The organism is Autumnicola patrickiae (genome assembly GCF_031846525.1).
GTDB classification, from domain to species: Bacteria; Bacteroidota; Bacteroidia; order Flavobacteriales; family Flavobacteriaceae; genus Autumnicola; species Autumnicola patrickiae.
Window position 1 is genome coordinate 300,255 of the sequence record NZ_JAVRHM010000001.1, and the last position, 18,444, is coordinate 318,698.

Below are 18,444 nucleotides of genomic sequence, written 5' to 3' on the forward strand. Positions count from 1 at the left end.
GTCCCCAAATCTACTCCCATTCTATAGTGGCCGGCGGTTTGGAACTAATATCATATACCACTCTATTAACGCCCTTTACCCTGTTAATTATTGCATTGGATGTTTTTTGTAAAAATTCATAGGGCAAATTCACCCAGTCTGCCGTCATTCCGTCTGTAGATTCCACAGCTCTTAGAGCCACTACCTGCTCATAAGTACGCTCATCTCCCATCACTCCAACCGACTGTACCGGAAGTAAAATTGCTCCCGCCTGCCACACTTTATCATACAGCATCGCATCACGCAGGCCCTGTATAAAGATATGATCTACTTCCTGAAGGATCCTAACTTTTTCTTCAGTAATGTCACCAAGAATTCTTATCGCCAGTCCCGGTCCCGGAAATGGATGTCTTCCCAAAAGTTCAGGATCTATTCCCAGCTCTGCTCCTACTCTCCTTACCTCATCTTTGAAAAGCATACGCAGAGGCTCAACCACTTTCAGCTTCATAAAATCTGGTAAACCACCAACATTATGATGCGATTTAATAGTAACTGAAGGTCCGTTTACTGAAATAGATTCAATAACATCTGGATAAATTGTTCCCTGTGCGAGGTAGGTAACATCTGTAATTCCATGAGCTTCATCATCAAAAACTTCAATAAAAGCATTCCCTATGGCTTTACGCTTCAATTCAGGATCACTTATTCCTGCAAGTGCATCCAAGAAACGTGCCGAAGCATCAACTCCTTTTACGTTAAGTCCCATATCTTTATATTGATGCAGAACGCTTTCAAACTCGTTCTTCCGAAGGAGTCCGTTATTAACGAAAATACAGTACAGATTCTTTCCTATAGCCTGGTGCAGAAGAACAGCCGCAACTGAAGAATCTACGCCGCCGCTTAATCCCAGCACCACTTTATCATCACCTATCTTCTCCTTTAATTCTGAAACAGTTAAATCTACAAAAGCACCCGGAGTCCAGGATTGTTCAACACCACAAATCTTTACAAGAAAATTCTCCAGTAATTGCTTACCATCTTTGGAATGGTAAACTTCTGGATGAAATTGAATTGCATAAGTCTGCTCCCCTTCAATTCTATAAGCTGCATTTAAAATATCGCTTGTACTTGCCAGACGTATTGCATTTGTAGGCAATTCTTTAATAGTATCACTATGGCTCATCCACACCTGTGAATTTTCGGGAATATCTTTAAAAAGAGGCTCGTTATCTTTTATTACAGAAAGATTTGCCCTTCCATACTCTCTAATTTCTGATGCTTCTACTATCCCGCCATGAAAATGCGCAAAGTATTGTGCTCCATAACAAACGGCAAGTATAGGAACCAGACCTCTTATTTTTGATAAATCGGGATGTGGAGCATCTTCGTTTCTCACAGAAAACGGACTTCCGGAAAGGATGACCGCTTTAAAGCTGCTAAGATCCCCGGGAACCTTGTGAAACGGGTGAATTTCGCAGTAAATATTTAATTCTCTTACGCGCCTCGCAATTAGCTGAGTGTATTGCGAGCCGAAGTCCAGTATAAGTACGTTATTTTGCATGCGTAAAAGTAATAATTTGAGGCAAAAATAAAATAGCAATCTTGGTATTTTATACCTTTATTCCCATCTAATTTTTAAATTATGAAATACTTAAGTGCAATTATCTTTTCCATCGCTATTGTCGTGGCTGCAATATTTTTAGGTAATGCGTATGTAAGCCGCGCCAATCCAGACGGAGTGATTTCGGTAACCGGTTCCGGAAGCGAAAATTTCACATCAGATCTTATTGTTTGGGAGGGACAATTTAGCCGTGTAAGTCCAGATCTTGAAGAAGCTTATAAACAGCTTAATAAAGACAAAGAAACGGTAAGAAAATATCTTCTGGACAATGGTATAAAACAGGAAAACATCGTCTTTAATTCTGTTCAAACCATAGAACAAAATGAAAACCAATATCAAAACGGTAATTTTGTGGGCAGCATTTTTAAAGGTTACGAGCTGATTCAATCAGTAAAAATTGAATCGAATGAAGTGGAGCTTATTGAAAACGTCTCCAGGGAAATCACAGAACTACTAAACAAGGGCGTGCAGTTCAATTCTACTCCCCCGCGATATTATTATACAAAAATTGCTGATCTTAAGATTGAAATGATCTCTAAAGCGACTGAAGACGCCCGTGTAAGAGCTGAAAGGATAGCAGAAAACAGCGGTGGCAGCCTGGGGGAGCTGAAAAATGCCAATATGGGGGTTTTCCAGATCACGGGACAAAATAGCGGTGAAGATTACAGCTGGAGCGGCGCCTACAATACTGCGGACAAAAAGAAAACCGCCTCCATTACCATGCGTCTTGACTATGAAATTGACTAAAATAAGTGCAGGTCTAAAAATGACAATTATCGATCTTAAGCAAAATAGCTTTTAGAGAAAAACATTAGGTATTCTGAAGTAAATATAAATTATTAGATTTAGCATTGGGTAAAAGCATCACGTCCTAATAAGAAATATGAATAAAACCAGAATAATTGGAGCGGTATTACTCGCACTAGGAATATGTGCGCAATTCTTTATTGAATCAAATTACGCGTGGATCTTTGGTTTTGCTGTAGGTTTGGGAATTGCATTAGTGATCACAGGCAGGTTCAGAAAAAAAGCTGGATAAACTGTTATTCCTACGTCGACACCATTCCAGGAACAGAAAAGTTCAAAGTCGAAATTTGGCAATTTTCGACCTTGACTTTTTTAATTCCTGAGCAATACCCAATTTCTTACTTCGGCTTTGCTCTTAACCCATCGTATCCAGAATCTTATCAATATCTTCTTCTGTAGTATCAGGATTAATAAAACAGAAACGGGCAACAGTTTCTTTCTTCCATTTTGTAGGCGTCACCAGTGCAAAACCGTTCCGATGATTCCTGTATGTCCATTCTTTATATTCTTCCGGAGACCAGTTTTTTCTTCGGAACAAAACTACAGAAAGGCTTGTGGGTCTTACCATTTCCAAATTTTCCCGTGCTTCTATTTTTTTGGCAGCAATCTGCGCAAGTTCAATTCCGCGTTCTATTGCCTGCCGGTATTTGTCTGTCCCGTGCATGGCGAGGGAGAACCATAAAGGCATTCCTCTAACCCTTCTGGTAAGCTGAATCTGATAATCGGCGGGGTTAAATCCCTGTGCTCCTTCGTCTTGAAAAATTTCCAGGTAAGAGCCTTCCTGGGCGTGGGCCTTTTTAGCCAACTCCAGGTTCCGGTAAATTACCGCGCCACAATCGTAGGGCGAAAACAGCCATTTATGAGGGTCGATCGTGATACTGTCTGCACGCTCAATCCCATTAAACAAGGGGCGTACAGAGGGTGCTGCAAGAGCTCCTCCTCCATAAGCACAATCAACATGAAACCATACATTTTCTTTTTCGCAAACATCTGCAATCGTATCCAGCTCATCTATAATTCCGGCATTTGTGGTTCCACCGGTGGCCACTACAGCAAAAAGACGTTTTTTATCCTTTTCCTCAAGTTCATCTATAGCATTTCGCAGTTCCCTTCCGGTAAGATTTTCCTCTTCAGAATCAATCATCACCACATCGGCATCTATCACTTTGGCCATCGCCTGGATGGAACTATGCGCTCCATGTGAAGTAAGCATCAAAGCCTTTACCGCAATATTATCTGAATTCCGTGCCCGCCATTCTTCTCTCGCAGCGACCATAGCCGAAAGATTAGCGGCTGTTCCCCCGCTGGTAAACACACCAAAAGCACCTTCTGGCAATCCGGTAAGCGAAACCAGCCATTTCATCGCCTGGTTTTCACAAAAAATTCCGCCGGCACCTTCCATCCAATACGCTCCATGAATACTGGAAGCCGATGTTACCAGATCGAACATAATTGCAGCCCTGGTAGGTGCTGCCGGCACAAAAGCCAGATGTCGCGGGTGATCGATAGGCACAGTCGCTTTTACCAGCACATCTTTAAATAACTTAAAAGCATTTTCACCTCCAATTCCATGCGGAGTTATGGTTTGCCCTACCAGTCTCAACAATTCTTCTTCTTTCTTAGGTGCTCCCATTTCGGGAGTAATATTTGAGATACGGTCTATGGTGTATTTCATGACGTCCAGCGTCATTTCCACCAGGTCCATATCTATAGTATGCATCTTGTTTTTTTCCAAATCTGTACTTTTTATTTTTTCTCTATCCAATTCATTTTCACTAGTCAACCCGCCGTTCTGATAATCAATGAGAAAGAACGAATAATCAATTGATCATGCCAGCCTGAAAAAAGTTTTCTTTACTTCTGAAAATATAATAAAATTTATTCTAAACTGCACGAACGTCAACTTAAAGGTTCTACTTATCGATAATTGGCATTTTCAGACCTCGCCTTAATCCTGACTGAAAGTCAATATTTTAAAGTTCTCTTCTAGAGGATTAAGATGTTCCACAAGGGTAGGAATAAGTTCTTTGCCAAATTCTGCATAAAATTCCGAAAAGTTCGACTGTCGTTCCTGTAAAGACCCATTGGGAAATAATTCATTCTGAAGATTGGCAATTCGGGTTACCTCATCTTTTAGTTTTCGTTTCTGAGCCTTCAGCAGCCGCTTTTCCAGGTGATCCAACCCTTTTAACTGCTTTACTTCCTGCGCTTTTACGGCTCCCAGAAAAGTTTTATCGGTTTTTTCAGCTAGATCATACATTTGCTGAAACTGGTTTACAAGCTGCTCCTTTTGTGGTGAAAAATCGATGTCGATATTGGAGATTTTTCGCACCTTCCTATTTATAAGCTCATGCTGCTTCAGAAAAAGTTCGTTATTGGTAATTTTTAATTTCTCTCGTTTTTTTTGTTGTTTTTCCGTTTGAATCAACGCTGAATTTCTCAAAAGCAACATCGGAAAAGGCACATTTTCGGCCTTAAAATAATTCTTTAGTTCCAGCCAGTATGAAAGCTCTCCGCCGCCGCCAATATAGCAAAGGTTCGGCAGAATTACTTCTTCATATAAAGGCCGCATCACTACATTCGGACTAAATCGCTCCGGATTTTCTTCCAATTCCTTTACAATTTCTTCGCGGCTCCATTTAATATCCTCCTTATCGTGAACAAAATAGTTCCCTTCCCTTTCTATAATCCTTTCCCGAAAATCTTCAGTTAAATAGAAAAGATTGATCTCCCGCGGATTCACCTGAACATTATATCCCAAAGCACTCAGTTCTTCCAGGCTTTTTGATGTTGTTTTATGAGAAACCTGGTCCAGAAGTTCATTCTTCGCATGGGGAATAAATTCTTTCTTCAGTTCCTTCTCCTGGGCATCAAGAATTACGAGTCCGTAGTCCTTAAAAAGTTCATTCGCCAAATAGCGGGTAGCTTCAGTTAAATTTTCATGCTTCAGATAAGCATTTTCAAATAATTCCTTCAGAAATGCTGCATCTCTCCCTGCCCCTATTTCTGCGGAAAAAAGATTAAAAACTTCCTGAAGTCCTTCAGTATTAAGAAAACCAACTGCAGTTTTTCCAGCTTTCTTATCTGCATTGTTCCATTTGAACTTTTTGCCTTTCAGGTTGAAAAAATTGATCTCCTCGAAGTCATGATCTTCAGTTGCCATCCAGTAAACCGGAACAAAATTATATTCCGGATGCTTTTCCTTCAGAATTTTTGTCAAATTAATGGTAGAGACAATTTTATAGAGAAAATACAAAGGGCCCGAGAATAAATTTAGCTGATGCCCCGTAGTAACTGAAAAAGTATTTTCTTCTCCAAGCAATTTTATGTTCTCTGCGGTGGCACCTGAAATTTGCACATTTTCGTACTGCCTTTCCAGCACCCTCACCAGCACCTGCCTTTTTTCGGAAGAAAAAGAAGCCTTTTTCTCCTCAATCTGAGCCTGAAAATTGTCAATTTCAGGATAACGGTTATAAAATTTCTGAACATCTGGTTTCTGAGACAAATAATCCAAAATTAAATTGGTAAAATAATTAGTTTCGGAATAGGGTATACATTCTGATGGCATCTGCTGAGTTCAATTTTTTGTAAAGATAAGGCCTTTTAAATTCTAATATAAATTCTCGATTTTTTAGGATTTTATTAACAACAGAAGCAGACTTTCGGTCCAATTTTCAATTTAATCCGGACAGATTCGGCTCAATTTCATCGCCTGCATTATCTTTACCTAAAAAATAATCCTATCTTTTTTACATGAAAAAGCTATTTCCTCTGTTCACTTTTTTACTCCTAAGTCTTCCATTTCTTAACGCCCAACAATCCCCCGCAGATTTTCTTGGCTACGAAGCCGGAGAGGAATTTTCCAGACATGCAGATGTTGTAGAGTATTTTGAACATGTAGCTGAAAATTCGCCGCTGGTGCAATATCATACTTACGGTGAAACCTACGAACGCCGGACACTGACCTACGCCATAGTTTCTTCCGAAGAAAATCTACAGAATCTGGAAAACATCAGAAGAAACCATTTAAATAACGCGGGGCTTTTGGATGGTCAAAATAATGCAGATAACCAGAAGGCGATTGTTTGGTTGAGTTATAACGTGCATGGCAACGAAGCTTCCAGTACAGAAGCTGCTATGGCTACACTTTACTCCTTAATTACTGAAAACAGGGATTTGCTGGAAAATACTGTAGTTATTATCGATCCTTCTGTAAATCCCGATGGCCGTGACCGCTATGTAAACTGGTATAACCAGGTAGAAGCTACACCTTTTAATACGGCGCAGTCAGCTACAGAACATCATGAACCATGGCCCGGCGGACGTCCAAATCATTATCTTTTTGATCTTAACCGCGACTGGGCGTGGGCAACGCAGAAAGAAACAAGGCAGCGATTAAAAATCTATAATCAGTGGATGCCTCATATTCATGTTGATTTTCATGAGCAGGGAATTAACGAACCCTATTATTTCGCTCCTGCCGCGGAACCTTTTCATGAAGTTATCACTCCTTTTCAGCGGGAATTTCAGACGAAAATTGGCAAAAACAATGCTGAATATTTTGATGAAGAAGGCTGGCTCTTTTTTACCAAAGAGAGCTTTGATCTTCTCTACCCCAGCTACGGGGATACCTATCCTACATATTTAGGTGCGATCGGGATGACCTTTGAACAGGCAGGACACGGTCGTGCCGGACTGGGAATAGAAACAGACGAAGGAGAAATTTTAACCTTAAAAGACCGGATTATACACCACTTTACCACCGGAATTTCCACCGTTGAAGTTGCTTCTCAAAACATAGAGGATTTAAATAATGAGTTCAAAAAATTCTTCAGCAATAACGAAGAATTTGAATATCAAAGCTATGCCCTTAGGGGAAATCCCGATAAAATTGTTGCTGTCAAACAACTTTTAGACCAGCACGAAATAACCTATAGCAATGCTGCAAATCAACGAATTAAAGGATACGATTACAGCAGTAAAATGAGTACAACTTCCAATGCTACAGAAGAAACTTTGGTGGTAAGCAGCAACCAGCCAAAAGGAAAAATGGTAAAAGTGCTGTTTGAACCGGCCACAAAACTTGCAGATTCCCTTACTTATGATATCACGGCCTGGAGCCTCCCGTATGCCTATGGCCTTGAAGCTATTGCGAGTCCGCGTAGTATCTCTACTGCTAACAACATTACGGAAAAGGAAATAGAGAACGTTGCCAATCCTTCTGGAGCAGGATATATTTCGAAATGGAACAGTATGCAGGATGCACGTTTTCTGGCTGCACTTTTAAAAGAGGATATCCGGGTGAGATTTTCAGAAATCCCTTTTGAAAGTGAAGGTCAGCAGTTTGACCGCGGAAGCCTTATTATCACTAAAAGCGACAACCGCAACACTGAAAATTTCGACGAAAAAGTAGTTGAAATTGCAAATCGGCTTAACCGGCAACTTCTTACTGCCAAAAGCAGCTTTGCCGGTAGCGGCCCCGATTTTGGATCGCCGGACGTAAAATTGGTAAACCCGCAGCGAATCGCAGTACTAAAAGGAGATGATATCTCTTCCCTAAACTACGGTGAAATCTGGCATTTCTTTGAACAGGATTTGAATTATCCCATTACGAGAATTGACACAGATTACTTTCAGCGAATTGATCTCTCCCAGTTCGATGTGCTCGTGATGCCAGAAGGTTATTATGAAGATGTTTTTACTGAAGCTGTTTTAGAAGATGTTACAGATTGGGTTCGCCATGGCGGAAAATTAATTGCTATTGGCGAAGCGGCAGGATATTTTAGTGGAAGAGATGATTTTCAGTTAGAAGAGAATAAAGTGGAAAAACCGGCAGATTCTGCAAAAACAGGAAATCTCATTCCTTATAATCAGCGGGAAAGGGAAAGCATTAAAGATTTAATCACCGGAAGTATTATAAAAACTAAGGTAGACAATACTCATCCCATGGCTTTTGGTTATAAAGAAAGCTATTTCAGTTTAAAATTGAATAGTGACAGCTATAGTCTGTTGAAGGAAGGCTATAATGTAGCGTACATTCAGGATCCGGAAATCGTTTCCGGTTTTGCCGGAGGCGAAGCCCAGAAAAACCTGAAAAATTCCGTCGTCTTTGGAGAAGAAAGACTGGGAAGCGGGAGTATTATATACTTAGTGGATAATCCTCTCTTCAGGTCCTTCTGGGAGAACGGAAAACTTTTCTTTGTGAATTCGCTCTTTTTCGTAAACAATTAGGAGGGGAATATGAACATGGTATGGTTCACCATATCAATAAAAATAAATGAGCGCAATTCATTCCTGAGTTATATATTTATCCAAAATTTGATATAATGATTATAAACCTGCTTCTTCTTATCTGCGGTTTTGCAGCCCTTATTTTTGGCGCGACAAAATTGGTGGACGCTGCTTCCAGTGTAGCCGTAAAACTGGGAATTCCAAACATTGTTATTGGGTTAACTATTGTAGCTTTTGGAACTTCTGCTCCAGAACTGGTCGTTAACGTTTTTGCAGCGGTAAGCGGTAGTACAGAGATGGTTTTGGGAAATGTTTTGGGGAGTAACATCTTCAACATCCTTGGTATCCTGGGAATTGCTTCTATTATTTATCCTTTAACGGTTAAAACCAGCACAACATGGCTGGAGATTCCTTTAAGCCTTCTTGCAGCTGTTTGTGTTTTGATAATTTCTGCCGATGTTCTTTTAGATGGTGCTTCGGACAACTTTATTTCAAGATCTGAAGGAATTGTTTTGCTTTTGTTCTTCGCCATATTTCTGGTCTACAATCTCACGGTAGCAAAGGCAGGCGGGGAAGAGGAAGAAATGGAGACAAAAGATTATTCTACCGGAAAGGCTGTTATCTTTATAATCCTGGGACTTGCAGGACTTATTGTAGGTGGTAGATTAATAGTGGACAGCGCAGTGGGTATTGCAGAAGTTATAGGACTTTCAGAAAGAGTTATAGGCTTAACTGTAGTTTCGGTAGGTACTTCGTTACCAGAACTGGCAACTTCAGTTATTGCTGTAAGGAAAAAGAACGTGGATATTGCAATAGGAAACGTGGTTGGATCTAATATTTTTAATATTTTCCTAATCCTTGGAGTTTCCACAACAGTTGCTCCGCTCCAGATCAATGATGGTGCGTTTTTTGATATTTTCGTTAATATCGCAGCCGGACTGCTGCTTTTCATCTTTATTTTTACAGGAAAAGGAAGAAAACTGGAACGCTGGGAAGGATTTTTATTACTGGGATTATATATTGCCTACGTAAGTTATCTCGTGGCAGCATAGAATCCGCTGAAACAAAAGCATAAAACCACATGAACATCAGAAATGTATTCTTTACTCTTTTTATTCTCTTAATCTGCGGAAATGTTTCTGCTCAGGAACAGGGAAATCCATCAACAAGATTTAATGTCGATTTTGAAACTTTTACCTTAAAAAATGGTCTGAATGTTATTTTACACGTGGACGAATCTGATCCCGTGGTTGCAGTGGCATTAACCGCACATGTAGGGTCTGCAAGAGAAAAAGAAGGTCGGACTGGTTTTGCCCATCTTTTTGAACATCTGCTCTTCCTTGAGTCAGAAAATCTTGGAAAAGGCGGACTCGATAAAATGAGTGCACGCATTGGAGGTTCCGGAGCGAATGGTTCTACCAGCCGGGACAGGACAAATTATTTCCAGACTGTGCCTAATGATGCCCTGGAAAAAATGATCTGGGCAGAAGCAGATAAACTTGGATTTTTTATAAATACTGTAACAGAGCCTGTACTGGCAAAGGAAAAAGAAGTCGTCAAAAACGAAAAAAGACAAGGAATAGATAATGCTCCCTATGGCCACACCATGTATGTTATAGATAAAAATCTCTACCCGGATGATCATCCATACAACTGGCAGGTAATAGGTTCTCTGGAAGACCTTCAAAACGCAACATTGCAGGATGTGAAAGATTTTTATAACAACTGGTACGTACCCAACAACGTGACGCTTACAATCGCCGGGGACTTCGATAAAGCACAGGCTAAAGAATGGGTTCACAAATATTTTGACGAAATCCCACGCGGGGACGAGATGCAGAGACAGGAAAAACAACCTGTGAAGCTGGCTGAAACAAAGAAGTTATATTATGAAGATAATTTCGCAAACCTGCCGGAACTTACCATGGCATGGCCTTCTGTTTATTCTTATCATGAAGATTCCTATGCATTGGAATTACTCGCAAAATATCTTTCTGACGGAAAAAATGCACCACTTTATCAAGACCTGGTTGACGAGAAACAACTTACGGGTAGAGTGAATATGTTTAATTATACTTCAGAATTAGCCGGGCAGTTTATGCTGCAGGTAAGAGCTTACGACGGTAAGGATCTTGATTCGGTAAAAGCTGCGATTGAAGAAAGCTTCAGAAAATTTGAAAAAGAAGGGATTCCGCAGAAGGATTTAAAGAGAATAAAAGCAGGACAGGAAAGCAATTTCTATAATAGTATTTCCAGCGTGCTGGGAAAAGGCTTTCAGCTGGCCCAGTATGAAATTTTCGCCAACGATCCCAATTACATCAACAAGGAAGTTGAAAAAATACTTGCGGTTACTGCGGAAGATGTGATGCGGGTTTACAAGAAATACATCAAAAACAAATCTTATGTCGCGACCAGTTTTACTCCAAAAGGTCAGGTTGAACTTGCCTTAGAAGGTTCTGAAGAAGCTGAAGTTGCAGAAGAGCAAATAGTTGAAGGAGCTGAAGAGGACATCGATTTGAACCAGGGTGTTGCTTACGAGAAGACGCCAACTTCATTTGACAGAAGTACTGAACCTCCCTACAGTTCAAAACCAGAAATGATTGAGCCGGAAATTTGGGAAGCACACTTACCTTCAGGATTAAGCGTTTCGGGAATTAAAAATACTGAAGTACCGCTCGTAAAATTTGCATTGGAGATGAAAGGCGGCCTCATGTTGGAGAATGCTGATAAAGTTGGAGTTTCCAATCTTTTAGCCGAATTAATGACAAAAGGCACAAAGGATAAGACTCCGCAGCAACTGGAAGAAGCCATAGAACTTTTGGGTTCTAATATTAATGTAAGCGCGGGAGATGAGAAAATCACATTGAGCGGGAGTACACTGGCCAAGAATTACCAGGAAACTATGGAGCTTGTTAAAGAGATCCTTTTGGAACCGCGCTGGGACGAAGAAGAGTTTCAGCTGGCAAAACAATCGGTTCTAAGCAGGATTCAGCAGATGGAAGCCAATCCAAACAGTATTGCAAGTAATGAATTTAAGAAGCTCGTCTATGGGCCAGGTCATATACTTTCCCACAATATACTCGGCACCAAAGCTTCTGTAGAAAGCATCACCATGGAAGATTTAAAGAATTATTATAACTCTTACCTCTCCCCTTTAAGCTCCGGTTTTATGGCAGTAGGTGCACTGGAAAAAGATGATGTAATAAACTCCCTTAAAGGTATTGGAGCAAACTGGCCGGTTAAAAATTTTCGCTTTCCCGAATTACCCGAACCACAGAAACCAGAAGAATCCCTGGTGTACTTTTACGATGTTCCCGGTGCAAAACAGTCGGTTTTTAGGTTTGGAACGCCTGCACTGGCCGCAGCAGATGAAGATTATTATCCCGCAGAAGTAATGAATTACCGGCTTGGCGGCGGGAGCTTTGCCTCCCAGCTCACCCAGGAACTAAGGGAAGGAAAGGGTTACACCTACGGAATCCGGTCCGGATTTTACGGTGACCAAAATACCGGGCCATTTATGATTTCCACGGGCGTACGTTCCAATATTACCAGTGAAGCGGCTTTACTGATTAAAGAAATACTGGAAAATTATCCGGAAAATTTTAATCAGAATGATCTTCAAGTCACCAAGGGTTATATGATAAAAAGCAACGCCAGGAAATTCGAAACTTTGGATTCAAAATTGGAGATGCTGAGTGATATCCGCAATTATCAACTGGACAAGAATTATGTTAAGCAACGGGAACAACTGGTGGAGGAAATGACTGTAACAGACATTAAAGATTTAGCTATAAAATATATTGATCCCGATAAGATGTACTACCTGATTGTTGGAGACGCCGAAACTCAGCTTGACCAACTGGAAGTACTAGGCTACGGAAAACCTGTTTTGCTTAATCCGTCTGAAGAATAATATTTTTTATTAGCTATTTCCATTTTTTAAAAGGTTGATAAGAAATTTTCAAAACTAAAGAACTTTGTCACACGAGTGGAGTCGGGATGCTTAAGCTTAATCTCTTGAAATTTCCTGACTCCGCTCTAATTCCCTCCTTAGATCTTCAATATTCTATTGTCAGATTGAGCATCTTAAAACTGAAGTACGATAATTGCCATTTTAAGGCCCTGCCTTATTTTAGCTTTAGAGAAATAGTTTAGCTTTCAGCTTGTTTTACTTATTTCCAGCATCAATTGGCCATAAAAGCGCTTTAAATCATAAGTTTTACTATTTTTATAGATACAATTTCAGAAGTTTTTGAAGAAATACTCAAAATATTCATCTTTTGCCCTTTCAGCCTTTATTATTCTTTGCCTGGTTGCTTCATACTTTATTTTTCCGGCATTTCAGGATTTTGCAGATGAAACTGTCAACGTAATTTTAAAGGGTAATACTGAAGAAACACATGCCTATTTTAAAGAATTTGGGATTTGGGGGCCTATAGCTATTATTGTCTTTATCATTTTGCAAATGTTCCTCATCATTTTCCCTTCCTGGCTGCCGGTGATTATTTCAGTTATGGCATACGGTCTTTGGTGGGGAGTTCTTATTTCACTTACCGGGGTCATGCTAGCCTCTGCAATAGGATATTTTATCGGTATTAAATTAAAAGGTGCTCTTGAGGGCGTAATTGGTGAAGAAAAACTGAAGAAAATGGACTTTTGGATAACCCATTACGCATTTGGATCTGTTATCCTCTTTAGGATTTCACCATTTCTTTCTAATGATTCCATCAGCTTTATTGCAGGAATGCTTAATATGAAATTTAAAAAGTTCATGCTCGCTACCTTCTGCGGAATGCTACCACTTTCTATAGCAATAGGATATTTTTCCGAAGATATTTCAACCTTAAAAAACGGCATGTATTGGATTGGTGGCGCCGGAATCGTAGCTTATGCCATTTATATTATAATCGATTACAGAAAGCGAAGAAATGGCAAATAGAATTGAATAATAAACAGCGCGGTGCAGGATATTCTAAAAAATGAGAGCACTACTAAAATTACCATCTCCGTCCTATGAAGAAATTTCTACGTTACCTCCGGAATGGTGTTTTGATTTTTTTTCTACCATTCTTCATTTACCTGATACTGGCAATAATTGGAAGCATTATTCCTGTAAATAAACAGGAAACAAATCAGGAAAAGGAAATTTCGGTTTTTCTTATTTCCAACGGTACACATACAGATTTGGTAGTTCCTTTCAAATCCAGTGTATTTGACTGGAAAGAAATTTTTCAAGAAGAACATTTTAAAACTTCACCAGGAGATTATCAATACGTCGGCTTTGGCTGGGGCGATCTGGAATTCTACAGGACTACACCTCAATGGGAAGATCTGACAATTAAAACCGCGTTTAATTCCCTTTTTCTTGAAACACCCGCAGCGCTGCACATAAAATTACATCAGGAGATAGTACGAAATGATGGTACAATAGCCCTGTCCATTAGCAAAGAACAATACGCTGCCATGGTGGAATATTTCCTTCATACTTTTCAATTGGATAAATATGGGAATATTCAGCCTGTACCAAATCTTCATTACAACTCTCGTGATGCCTTTTACTATGCTAAAGGTTCTTTAAACCCTTTTAAAACCTGTAACACCTGGGTAAACAATGGACTGAAAAATTCTGAAATGAAAGCCTGTCTTTGGACTCCCTTCACTCAGGGTATATTTTATCAGTATCCATAGCTTTTTTATACTTTTTTTATAATACTTCACTTCGGTAGTCCTTCCTAAATTACTTAACTTCAGTAAACAACCAATAAAATGAAGTGAGATGATTTCTGTGAAGACTGACGATTCTGAATTAAAGAAGTATTACCACAACCTCCAAAATTCTGAGGATCTGGATCCTCTTCTGGACAGGATCGGGGATTATAAATATGTGCTTTTGGGTGAAGCCAGTCATGGCACCCACGAATATTATACCTGGCGGGCCCAGATTTCCAAACGACTTATAGAAGAAAAAGGATTTTCCTTTATTGCCGTTGAAGGTGACTGGCCCGATTGCTATAAAATCAACAAATGGATTAAAGATTATCCCAATTCCGGAGAAAATATTCAGGATGTATTAAAAGAATTTAATCGCTGGCCGACGTGGATGTGGGCGAATTGGGAAATTGCCGCTTTTGCAACCTGGTTAAAAAACCATAACAGCAAATTCGCAGACCAGAAGAAAATAGGATTCTATGGTCTGGACGTTTACAGCCTCTGGGATTCTATGGAAATACTCGTCGAATACCTCGAAAAGGAAGATCCTGAAACTGCGAAAATTGCCAAAAATGCCTTTCAATGTTTTGAGCCTTATAAAGAGCGTGATTCTTACGCCTCTGTATTTAAATCGGCTAAAGAAGGTTGTAAAGCTGAAGTCATTAAGCTTTTAAAGGAAGTGCGGCATAATGCCCATAATTACAATACGGAAGAGGAAGCTGATTTAAATGCGGAAATTAATGCGCTTGTAATGGCCAATGCTGAAAAATACTACGAAGCAATGGCAGGTTTTGGGGATGATTCCTGGAATGTGCGGGACAGACATATGGTGGAAACACTGAATACTCTAATGGACTACCATGATCCAGACGCGAAGGTGATTGTTTGGGAACATAACACCCATGTTGGGGACGCACGTGCGACAGGCATGGCCGCCAGCGGACTACTAAACGTTGGGCAGCTTGTGCGGGAACAGCATAAAGATGAAGGTGTGGTGCTGGTAGGCTTTGGATCTTATTCAGGATCGGTGATGGCCGGTAGTAGCTGGGGAGCACCAATGCAGAAGATGAAAGTTCCGAAAGGGATTGAAGGAAGTCTCGAACGGCAACTTCATAAATCTGATCCTGCTAATAAACTGATAATTTTTGATGAAGCTTCTGAATTAAAAGAAGCTTTTTCAGAAAGAATAGGTCATCGTGCAATAGGTGTGGTCTACGATCCAGGTTGGGAAAGAGGAAACTATGTTCCTTCCCGGATGTCTGATCGATATGACGCCTTTCTCTTTATTGATAAAACCGAAGCTTTGCACCCGCTCAAAATTAAACCGAAAGGTGACCTCACTCCAGAGACTTATCCGTTTGGAATATAAAATCAACTGAAATAATTACAATAATAAACTAGAAGAGCTATGAAAGAATTAAATGAAATCACTGAAATTTTAGGAGACGATGCTTCCTATTATCTGGATCACGTTAGCAAAAAGATTCCAAAGGAGCGGCTACAGATTCCGGGACCAGAAAGTGTGGATAATTTCAGAGAAAGCGACAGGAGTCCGCAGGTACTAAAAAATCTTGCTCAGCTCTATAACCACGGAAATTTAGGCGGAACGGGTTATATCAATATTTTGCCGATAGACCAGGGAATCGAACATTCTGCGGCTTTTTCGTTTTACAAAAATCAGGATTATTTTGATCCGGAAAATATAGTGAAGCTGGCAGTAGAAGCAGGTTGTAATGGTGTGGCATCCACTTTTGGTGCACTTGCACTCCATTCCAGAAAGTACGCTCATAAAATTCCTTTTGTTGTAAAAATCAATCATAACGAGCTGCTCACCTACCCTAATAAGTATGACCAGATTTCCTACGGAACGGTAAAAGAAGCCTGGAATATGGGTGCAACGGCCATTGGAGCCACTATATACTTCGGATCAAAGCAAAGTAACCGTCAAATCCAGGAAATTGCCGAAGCTTTTGAAGAGGCACACCAGCTGGGAATGGCAACCATTCTCTGGTGCTATACCCGTAACAGCGAATTTAAAACCGATAGTGAAGACTATCACAGCGCAGCCGATCTTACCGGACAGGCCAACCATATTGGCGTTACTATAAAAGCTGATATTATTAAACAGAAACTACCGACCAATAACTATGGTTTCCGGGAAATTGACTTTGCAAAGCATGATGATGAAATGTACGAAAGCCTTACCACAGATCATCCAATTGATCTTTGCCGGCTTCAGGTTGCCAACTGCTACATGGGAAAAATAGGTTTAATAAATTCCGGAGGTGGTTCTAAAGGAGAATCAGATTATAAAGAGGCCGTTAGAACGGCAATTATCAACAAACGTGCAGGCGGTAGCGGACTTATTATGGGAAGAAAAGCTTTTCAGCGGCCTTTAAAAGAAGGTGTGGATATTTTGGAAAGCGTGCAAAGTGTTTATCTGAATGATAAAATTACGGTGGCTTAATAAGTGAGCAGTAGGCAGTGGCAGTAAAAATTCTCAGTCAGACCTGCAAGGTTTTAGAAATCTTGTGGGTCTTTTTTAACCCAAACTTAAAACCTACAAGATCAAGAAAGACCTTGCAGGAGAGCTTGTAAACAGAAAATTTTTTTTTTAGAAGAAACTTAAACTGTCCTCCTTATCTTAAGTTCTTTTCTGGATGGTTTCTCAGCTTTTACGTTTACTGCTTCTCCGTATAAATCAAAGTCGGCGGCTTCGGTAATTTTTACGTCGTAATATTCTGCAGTCTTCAGATAAACTGAAGAAGCATTGATTAGAACCTCGTTATCAACATCTGGTGAATCAGATTCTGTACGACCTACAAAGTAATTTCCTTCTTTACGATCGATAACTACTTTGAAGGTTTTTCCGATTTTTTGCTGATTCAGTTCCCAGGAAATTTGGGACTGGATCTCCATAATTTCGTTGGCACGCTGCTGCTTTACTTCCTGTGGCACATCGTCTTCAAGATTATAGGCGTGCGTATTTTCTTCATGAGAATAGGTGAAACAACCAAGACGCTCAAATCGCATCTCTTTTACCCAATCCTTCAATTCCTGAAAATGAGCTTCGGTTTCACCGGGATATCCAACGATAAGCGTAGTTCTGATCGCCATTTCCGGAACCCTGCTTCTGAATTCCTTCAGAAGGTTTGTAGTTTTCTCATGAGTTGTTCCGCGTCGCATCGACTTCAGCAAATCATCAGAAATATGTTGCAAAGGAATATCAAGATAATTGCAAATTTTCGGTTCCCGCTTCATAACATCCAAAACGTCCATTGGGAAACCGGTTGGGAATGCATAATGAAGCCTGATCCATTCAATTCCTTCCACCTTCACAAGGTTTTCAAGAAGTTCAGCTAAATTCCGTTTCTTATAAAGATCCAATCCGTAGTAAGTAAGATCCTGAGCAATTAAAATAAGTTCTTTAACTCCCTGGGCTGCGAGATTTTTAGCTTCAGTCACCAGGTTTTCTATAGGAGTAGATTTGTGGCCACCCCGCATTAACGGAATTGCACAAAAAGAACATGGACGGTCACAACCTTCAGCAATCTTTAAATAAGCATAATTTTTTGGAGTGGTAGTCAATCGTTCGCCAATAAGCTCATGTTTGTAATCAGCTTCCAAAGCTTTTAAAAGTCCGGGCAGCTCCGTTGTCCCGAAATACTGATCTACATTCGGAATTTCCTTTTGAAGATCTGGCTTATAACGTTCACTCAAACATCCAGTTACAAAGACTTTATCTACCTCTCCCTGCTCCTTCTTCTCTACAAATTCAAGAATGGTGTTTACCGACTGCTCCTTAGCATTATCGATAAAACCACAGGTATTAATCACCACAATATTCCCCTCTTCCTCATGCACCACATCCTTTTTATTGGCGCGCAGCTGTCCCATTAGAATTTCACTGTCGTAAACATTTTTACTACAGCCAAGGGTTACTACATTAATCCTGTTCTTCTTGAACGACTTTGTCCTCATACTCAACTTTTTCTATTATCTGCTTTTCTTAATCTTCACAAATTCAACAACCTGTGAAGCCTGCCGTAAAAGCGGTGCAAAGATACAACCTAAAATTAGAAATAAAGATTCTTTAG

Annotated in this window: 13 protein-coding genes; 9 read left to right on the forward strand and 4 right to left on the reverse strand. The window is 40.1% G+C overall.

The window, feature by feature from the left end; genetic code table 11:
• Positions 1-10: 10 nt before the first annotated feature.
• Positions 11-1,540, reverse strand: coding sequence for a glutamine-hydrolyzing GMP synthase (gene guaA, locus RM549_RS01385; protein WP_311679931.1), 1,530 nt, complete (start codon positions 1,538-1,540; stop codon positions 11-13).
• A gap of 81 nt (positions 1,541-1,621) precedes the next feature.
• Here guaA and RM549_RS01390 point away from each other — a divergent pair, with 81 nt between their 5' ends.
• A complete protein-coding gene (locus tag RM549_RS01390) occupies positions 1,622-2,347 on the forward strand; it encodes an SIMPL domain-containing protein (protein WP_311679933.1) in 726 nt (241 codons plus the stop codon).
• Positions 2,348-2,483: 136 nt separating this feature from the next.
• Positions 2,484-2,639, forward strand: a complete 156-nt coding sequence (locus RM549_RS01395; RefSeq protein WP_311679935.1) for a hypothetical protein — start codon at positions 2,484-2,486, stop codon at positions 2,637-2,639.
• A gap of 123 nt (positions 2,640-2,762) precedes the next feature.
• Here the strand turns inward: RM549_RS01395 and RM549_RS01400 are convergent, their stop codons facing one another.
• On the reverse strand, positions 2,763-4,127 hold the full coding sequence (locus RM549_RS01400) for a pyridoxal phosphate-dependent decarboxylase family protein (protein WP_311680668.1): 1,365 nt from the start codon (positions 4,125-4,127) through the stop codon (positions 2,763-2,765).
• Positions 4,128-4,355: 228 nt separating this feature from the next.
• Complete coding sequence (bshC, locus tag RM549_RS01405; protein WP_311679937.1) at positions 4,356-5,975, reverse strand: bacillithiol biosynthesis cysteine-adding enzyme BshC; 1,620 nt, start codon at positions 5,973-5,975, stop codon at positions 4,356-4,358.
• A gap of 185 nt (positions 5,976-6,160) precedes the next feature.
• Between bshC and RM549_RS01410 the strand changes: the two genes are divergently transcribed.
• From RM549_RS01410 to RM549_RS01440, 7 genes are all read left to right on the forward strand, one after another.
• Positions 6,161-8,638 (forward strand): M14 family metallopeptidase, encoded by a 2,478-nt coding sequence (locus RM549_RS01410; RefSeq protein ID WP_311679939.1) that lies wholly within the window; start codon positions 6,161-6,163, stop codon positions 8,636-8,638.
• 95 nt (positions 8,639-8,733) lie between these two features.
• Complete coding sequence (locus RM549_RS01415) at positions 8,734-9,690, forward strand: calcium/sodium antiporter (protein WP_311679941.1); 957 nt, start codon at positions 8,734-8,736, stop codon at positions 9,688-9,690.
• A gap of 29 nt (positions 9,691-9,719) precedes the next feature.
• Positions 9,720-12,551 carry a M16 family metallopeptidase gene (locus RM549_RS01420; protein WP_311679943.1) on the forward strand — a complete coding sequence of 944 codons (2,832 nt, stop codon included), beginning with the start codon at positions 9,720-9,722 and terminating at the stop codon, positions 12,549-12,551.
• Between the two features lie 339 nt (positions 12,552-12,890).
• The gene (locus RM549_RS01425) at positions 12,891-13,577 is read left to right on the forward strand and encodes a TVP38/TMEM64 family protein (protein WP_311679945.1); all 687 of its coding nucleotides are present in this window, start codon (positions 12,891-12,893) and stop codon (positions 13,575-13,577) included.
• A gap of 74 nt (positions 13,578-13,651) precedes the next feature.
• Positions 13,652-14,326, forward strand: a complete 675-nt coding sequence (locus RM549_RS01430; RefSeq protein WP_311679947.1) for a TIGR02117 family protein — start codon at positions 13,652-13,654, stop codon at positions 14,324-14,326.
• 88 nt (positions 14,327-14,414) lie between these two features.
• Positions 14,415-15,716 carry an erythromycin esterase family protein gene (locus RM549_RS01435; RefSeq protein WP_311679949.1) on the forward strand — a complete coding sequence of 434 codons (1,302 nt, stop codon included), beginning with the start codon at positions 14,415-14,417 and terminating at the stop codon, positions 15,714-15,716.
• A 39-nt stretch (positions 15,717-15,755) separates the two neighbouring features.
• Positions 15,756-16,814 (forward strand): class I fructose-bisphosphate aldolase, encoded by a 1,059-nt coding sequence (locus RM549_RS01440; RefSeq protein WP_311679951.1) that lies wholly within the window; start codon positions 15,756-15,758, stop codon positions 16,812-16,814.
• 158 nt (positions 16,815-16,972) lie between these two features.
• On the opposite strand, the gene rimO is transcribed toward RM549_RS01440, so the two are convergent.
• Entirely contained in the window at positions 16,973-18,328 is a 1,356-nt protein-coding gene (gene rimO / locus RM549_RS01445) for a 30S ribosomal protein S12 methylthiotransferase RimO (RefSeq protein WP_311679952.1), read from the reverse strand.
• Between the last annotated feature and the right edge of the window lie 116 nt (positions 18,329-18,444).

What these genes read in the sequence shown, in the direction of transcription:
- guaA (WP_311679931.1), bottom strand. Translation starts at nt 1,540, where the DNA reads ATGCAAAATAACGTACTTATACTGGACTTCGGCTCGCAATACACTCAG.
- RM549_RS01390 (WP_311679933.1), top strand. Translation starts at nt 1,622, where the DNA reads ATGAAATACTTAAGTGCAATTATCTTTTCCATCGCTATTGTCGTGGCT.
- RM549_RS01395 (WP_311679935.1), top strand. Translation starts at nt 2,484, where the DNA reads ATGAATAAAACCAGAATAATTGGAGCGGTATTACTCGCACTAGGAATA.
- RM549_RS01400 (WP_311680668.1), bottom strand. Translation starts at nt 4,127, where the DNA reads ATGCATACTATAGATATGGACCTGGTGGAAATGACGCTGGACGTCATG.
- bshC (WP_311679937.1), bottom strand. Translation starts at nt 5,975, where the DNA reads ATGCCATCAGAATGTATACCCTATTCCGAAACTAATTATTTTACCAAT.
- RM549_RS01410 (WP_311679939.1), top strand. Translation starts at nt 6,161, where the DNA reads ATGAAAAAGCTATTTCCTCTGTTCACTTTTTTACTCCTAAGTCTTCCA.
- RM549_RS01415 (WP_311679941.1), top strand. Translation starts at nt 8,734, where the DNA reads ATGATTATAAACCTGCTTCTTCTTATCTGCGGTTTTGCAGCCCTTATT.
- RM549_RS01420 (WP_311679943.1), top strand. Translation starts at nt 9,720, where the DNA reads ATGAACATCAGAAATGTATTCTTTACTCTTTTTATTCTCTTAATCTGC.
- RM549_RS01430 (WP_311679947.1), top strand. Translation starts at nt 13,652, where the DNA reads ATGAAGAAATTTCTACGTTACCTCCGGAATGGTGTTTTGATTTTTTTT.
- RM549_RS01435 (WP_311679949.1), top strand. Translation starts at nt 14,415, where the DNA reads ATGATTTCTGTGAAGACTGACGATTCTGAATTAAAGAAGTATTACCAC.
- RM549_RS01440 (WP_311679951.1), top strand. Translation starts at nt 15,756, where the DNA reads ATGAAAGAATTAAATGAAATCACTGAAATTTTAGGAGACGATGCTTCC.
- rimO (WP_311679952.1), bottom strand. Translation starts at nt 18,328, where the DNA reads ATGAGGACAAAGTCGTTCAAGAAGAACAGGATTAATGTAGTAACCCTT.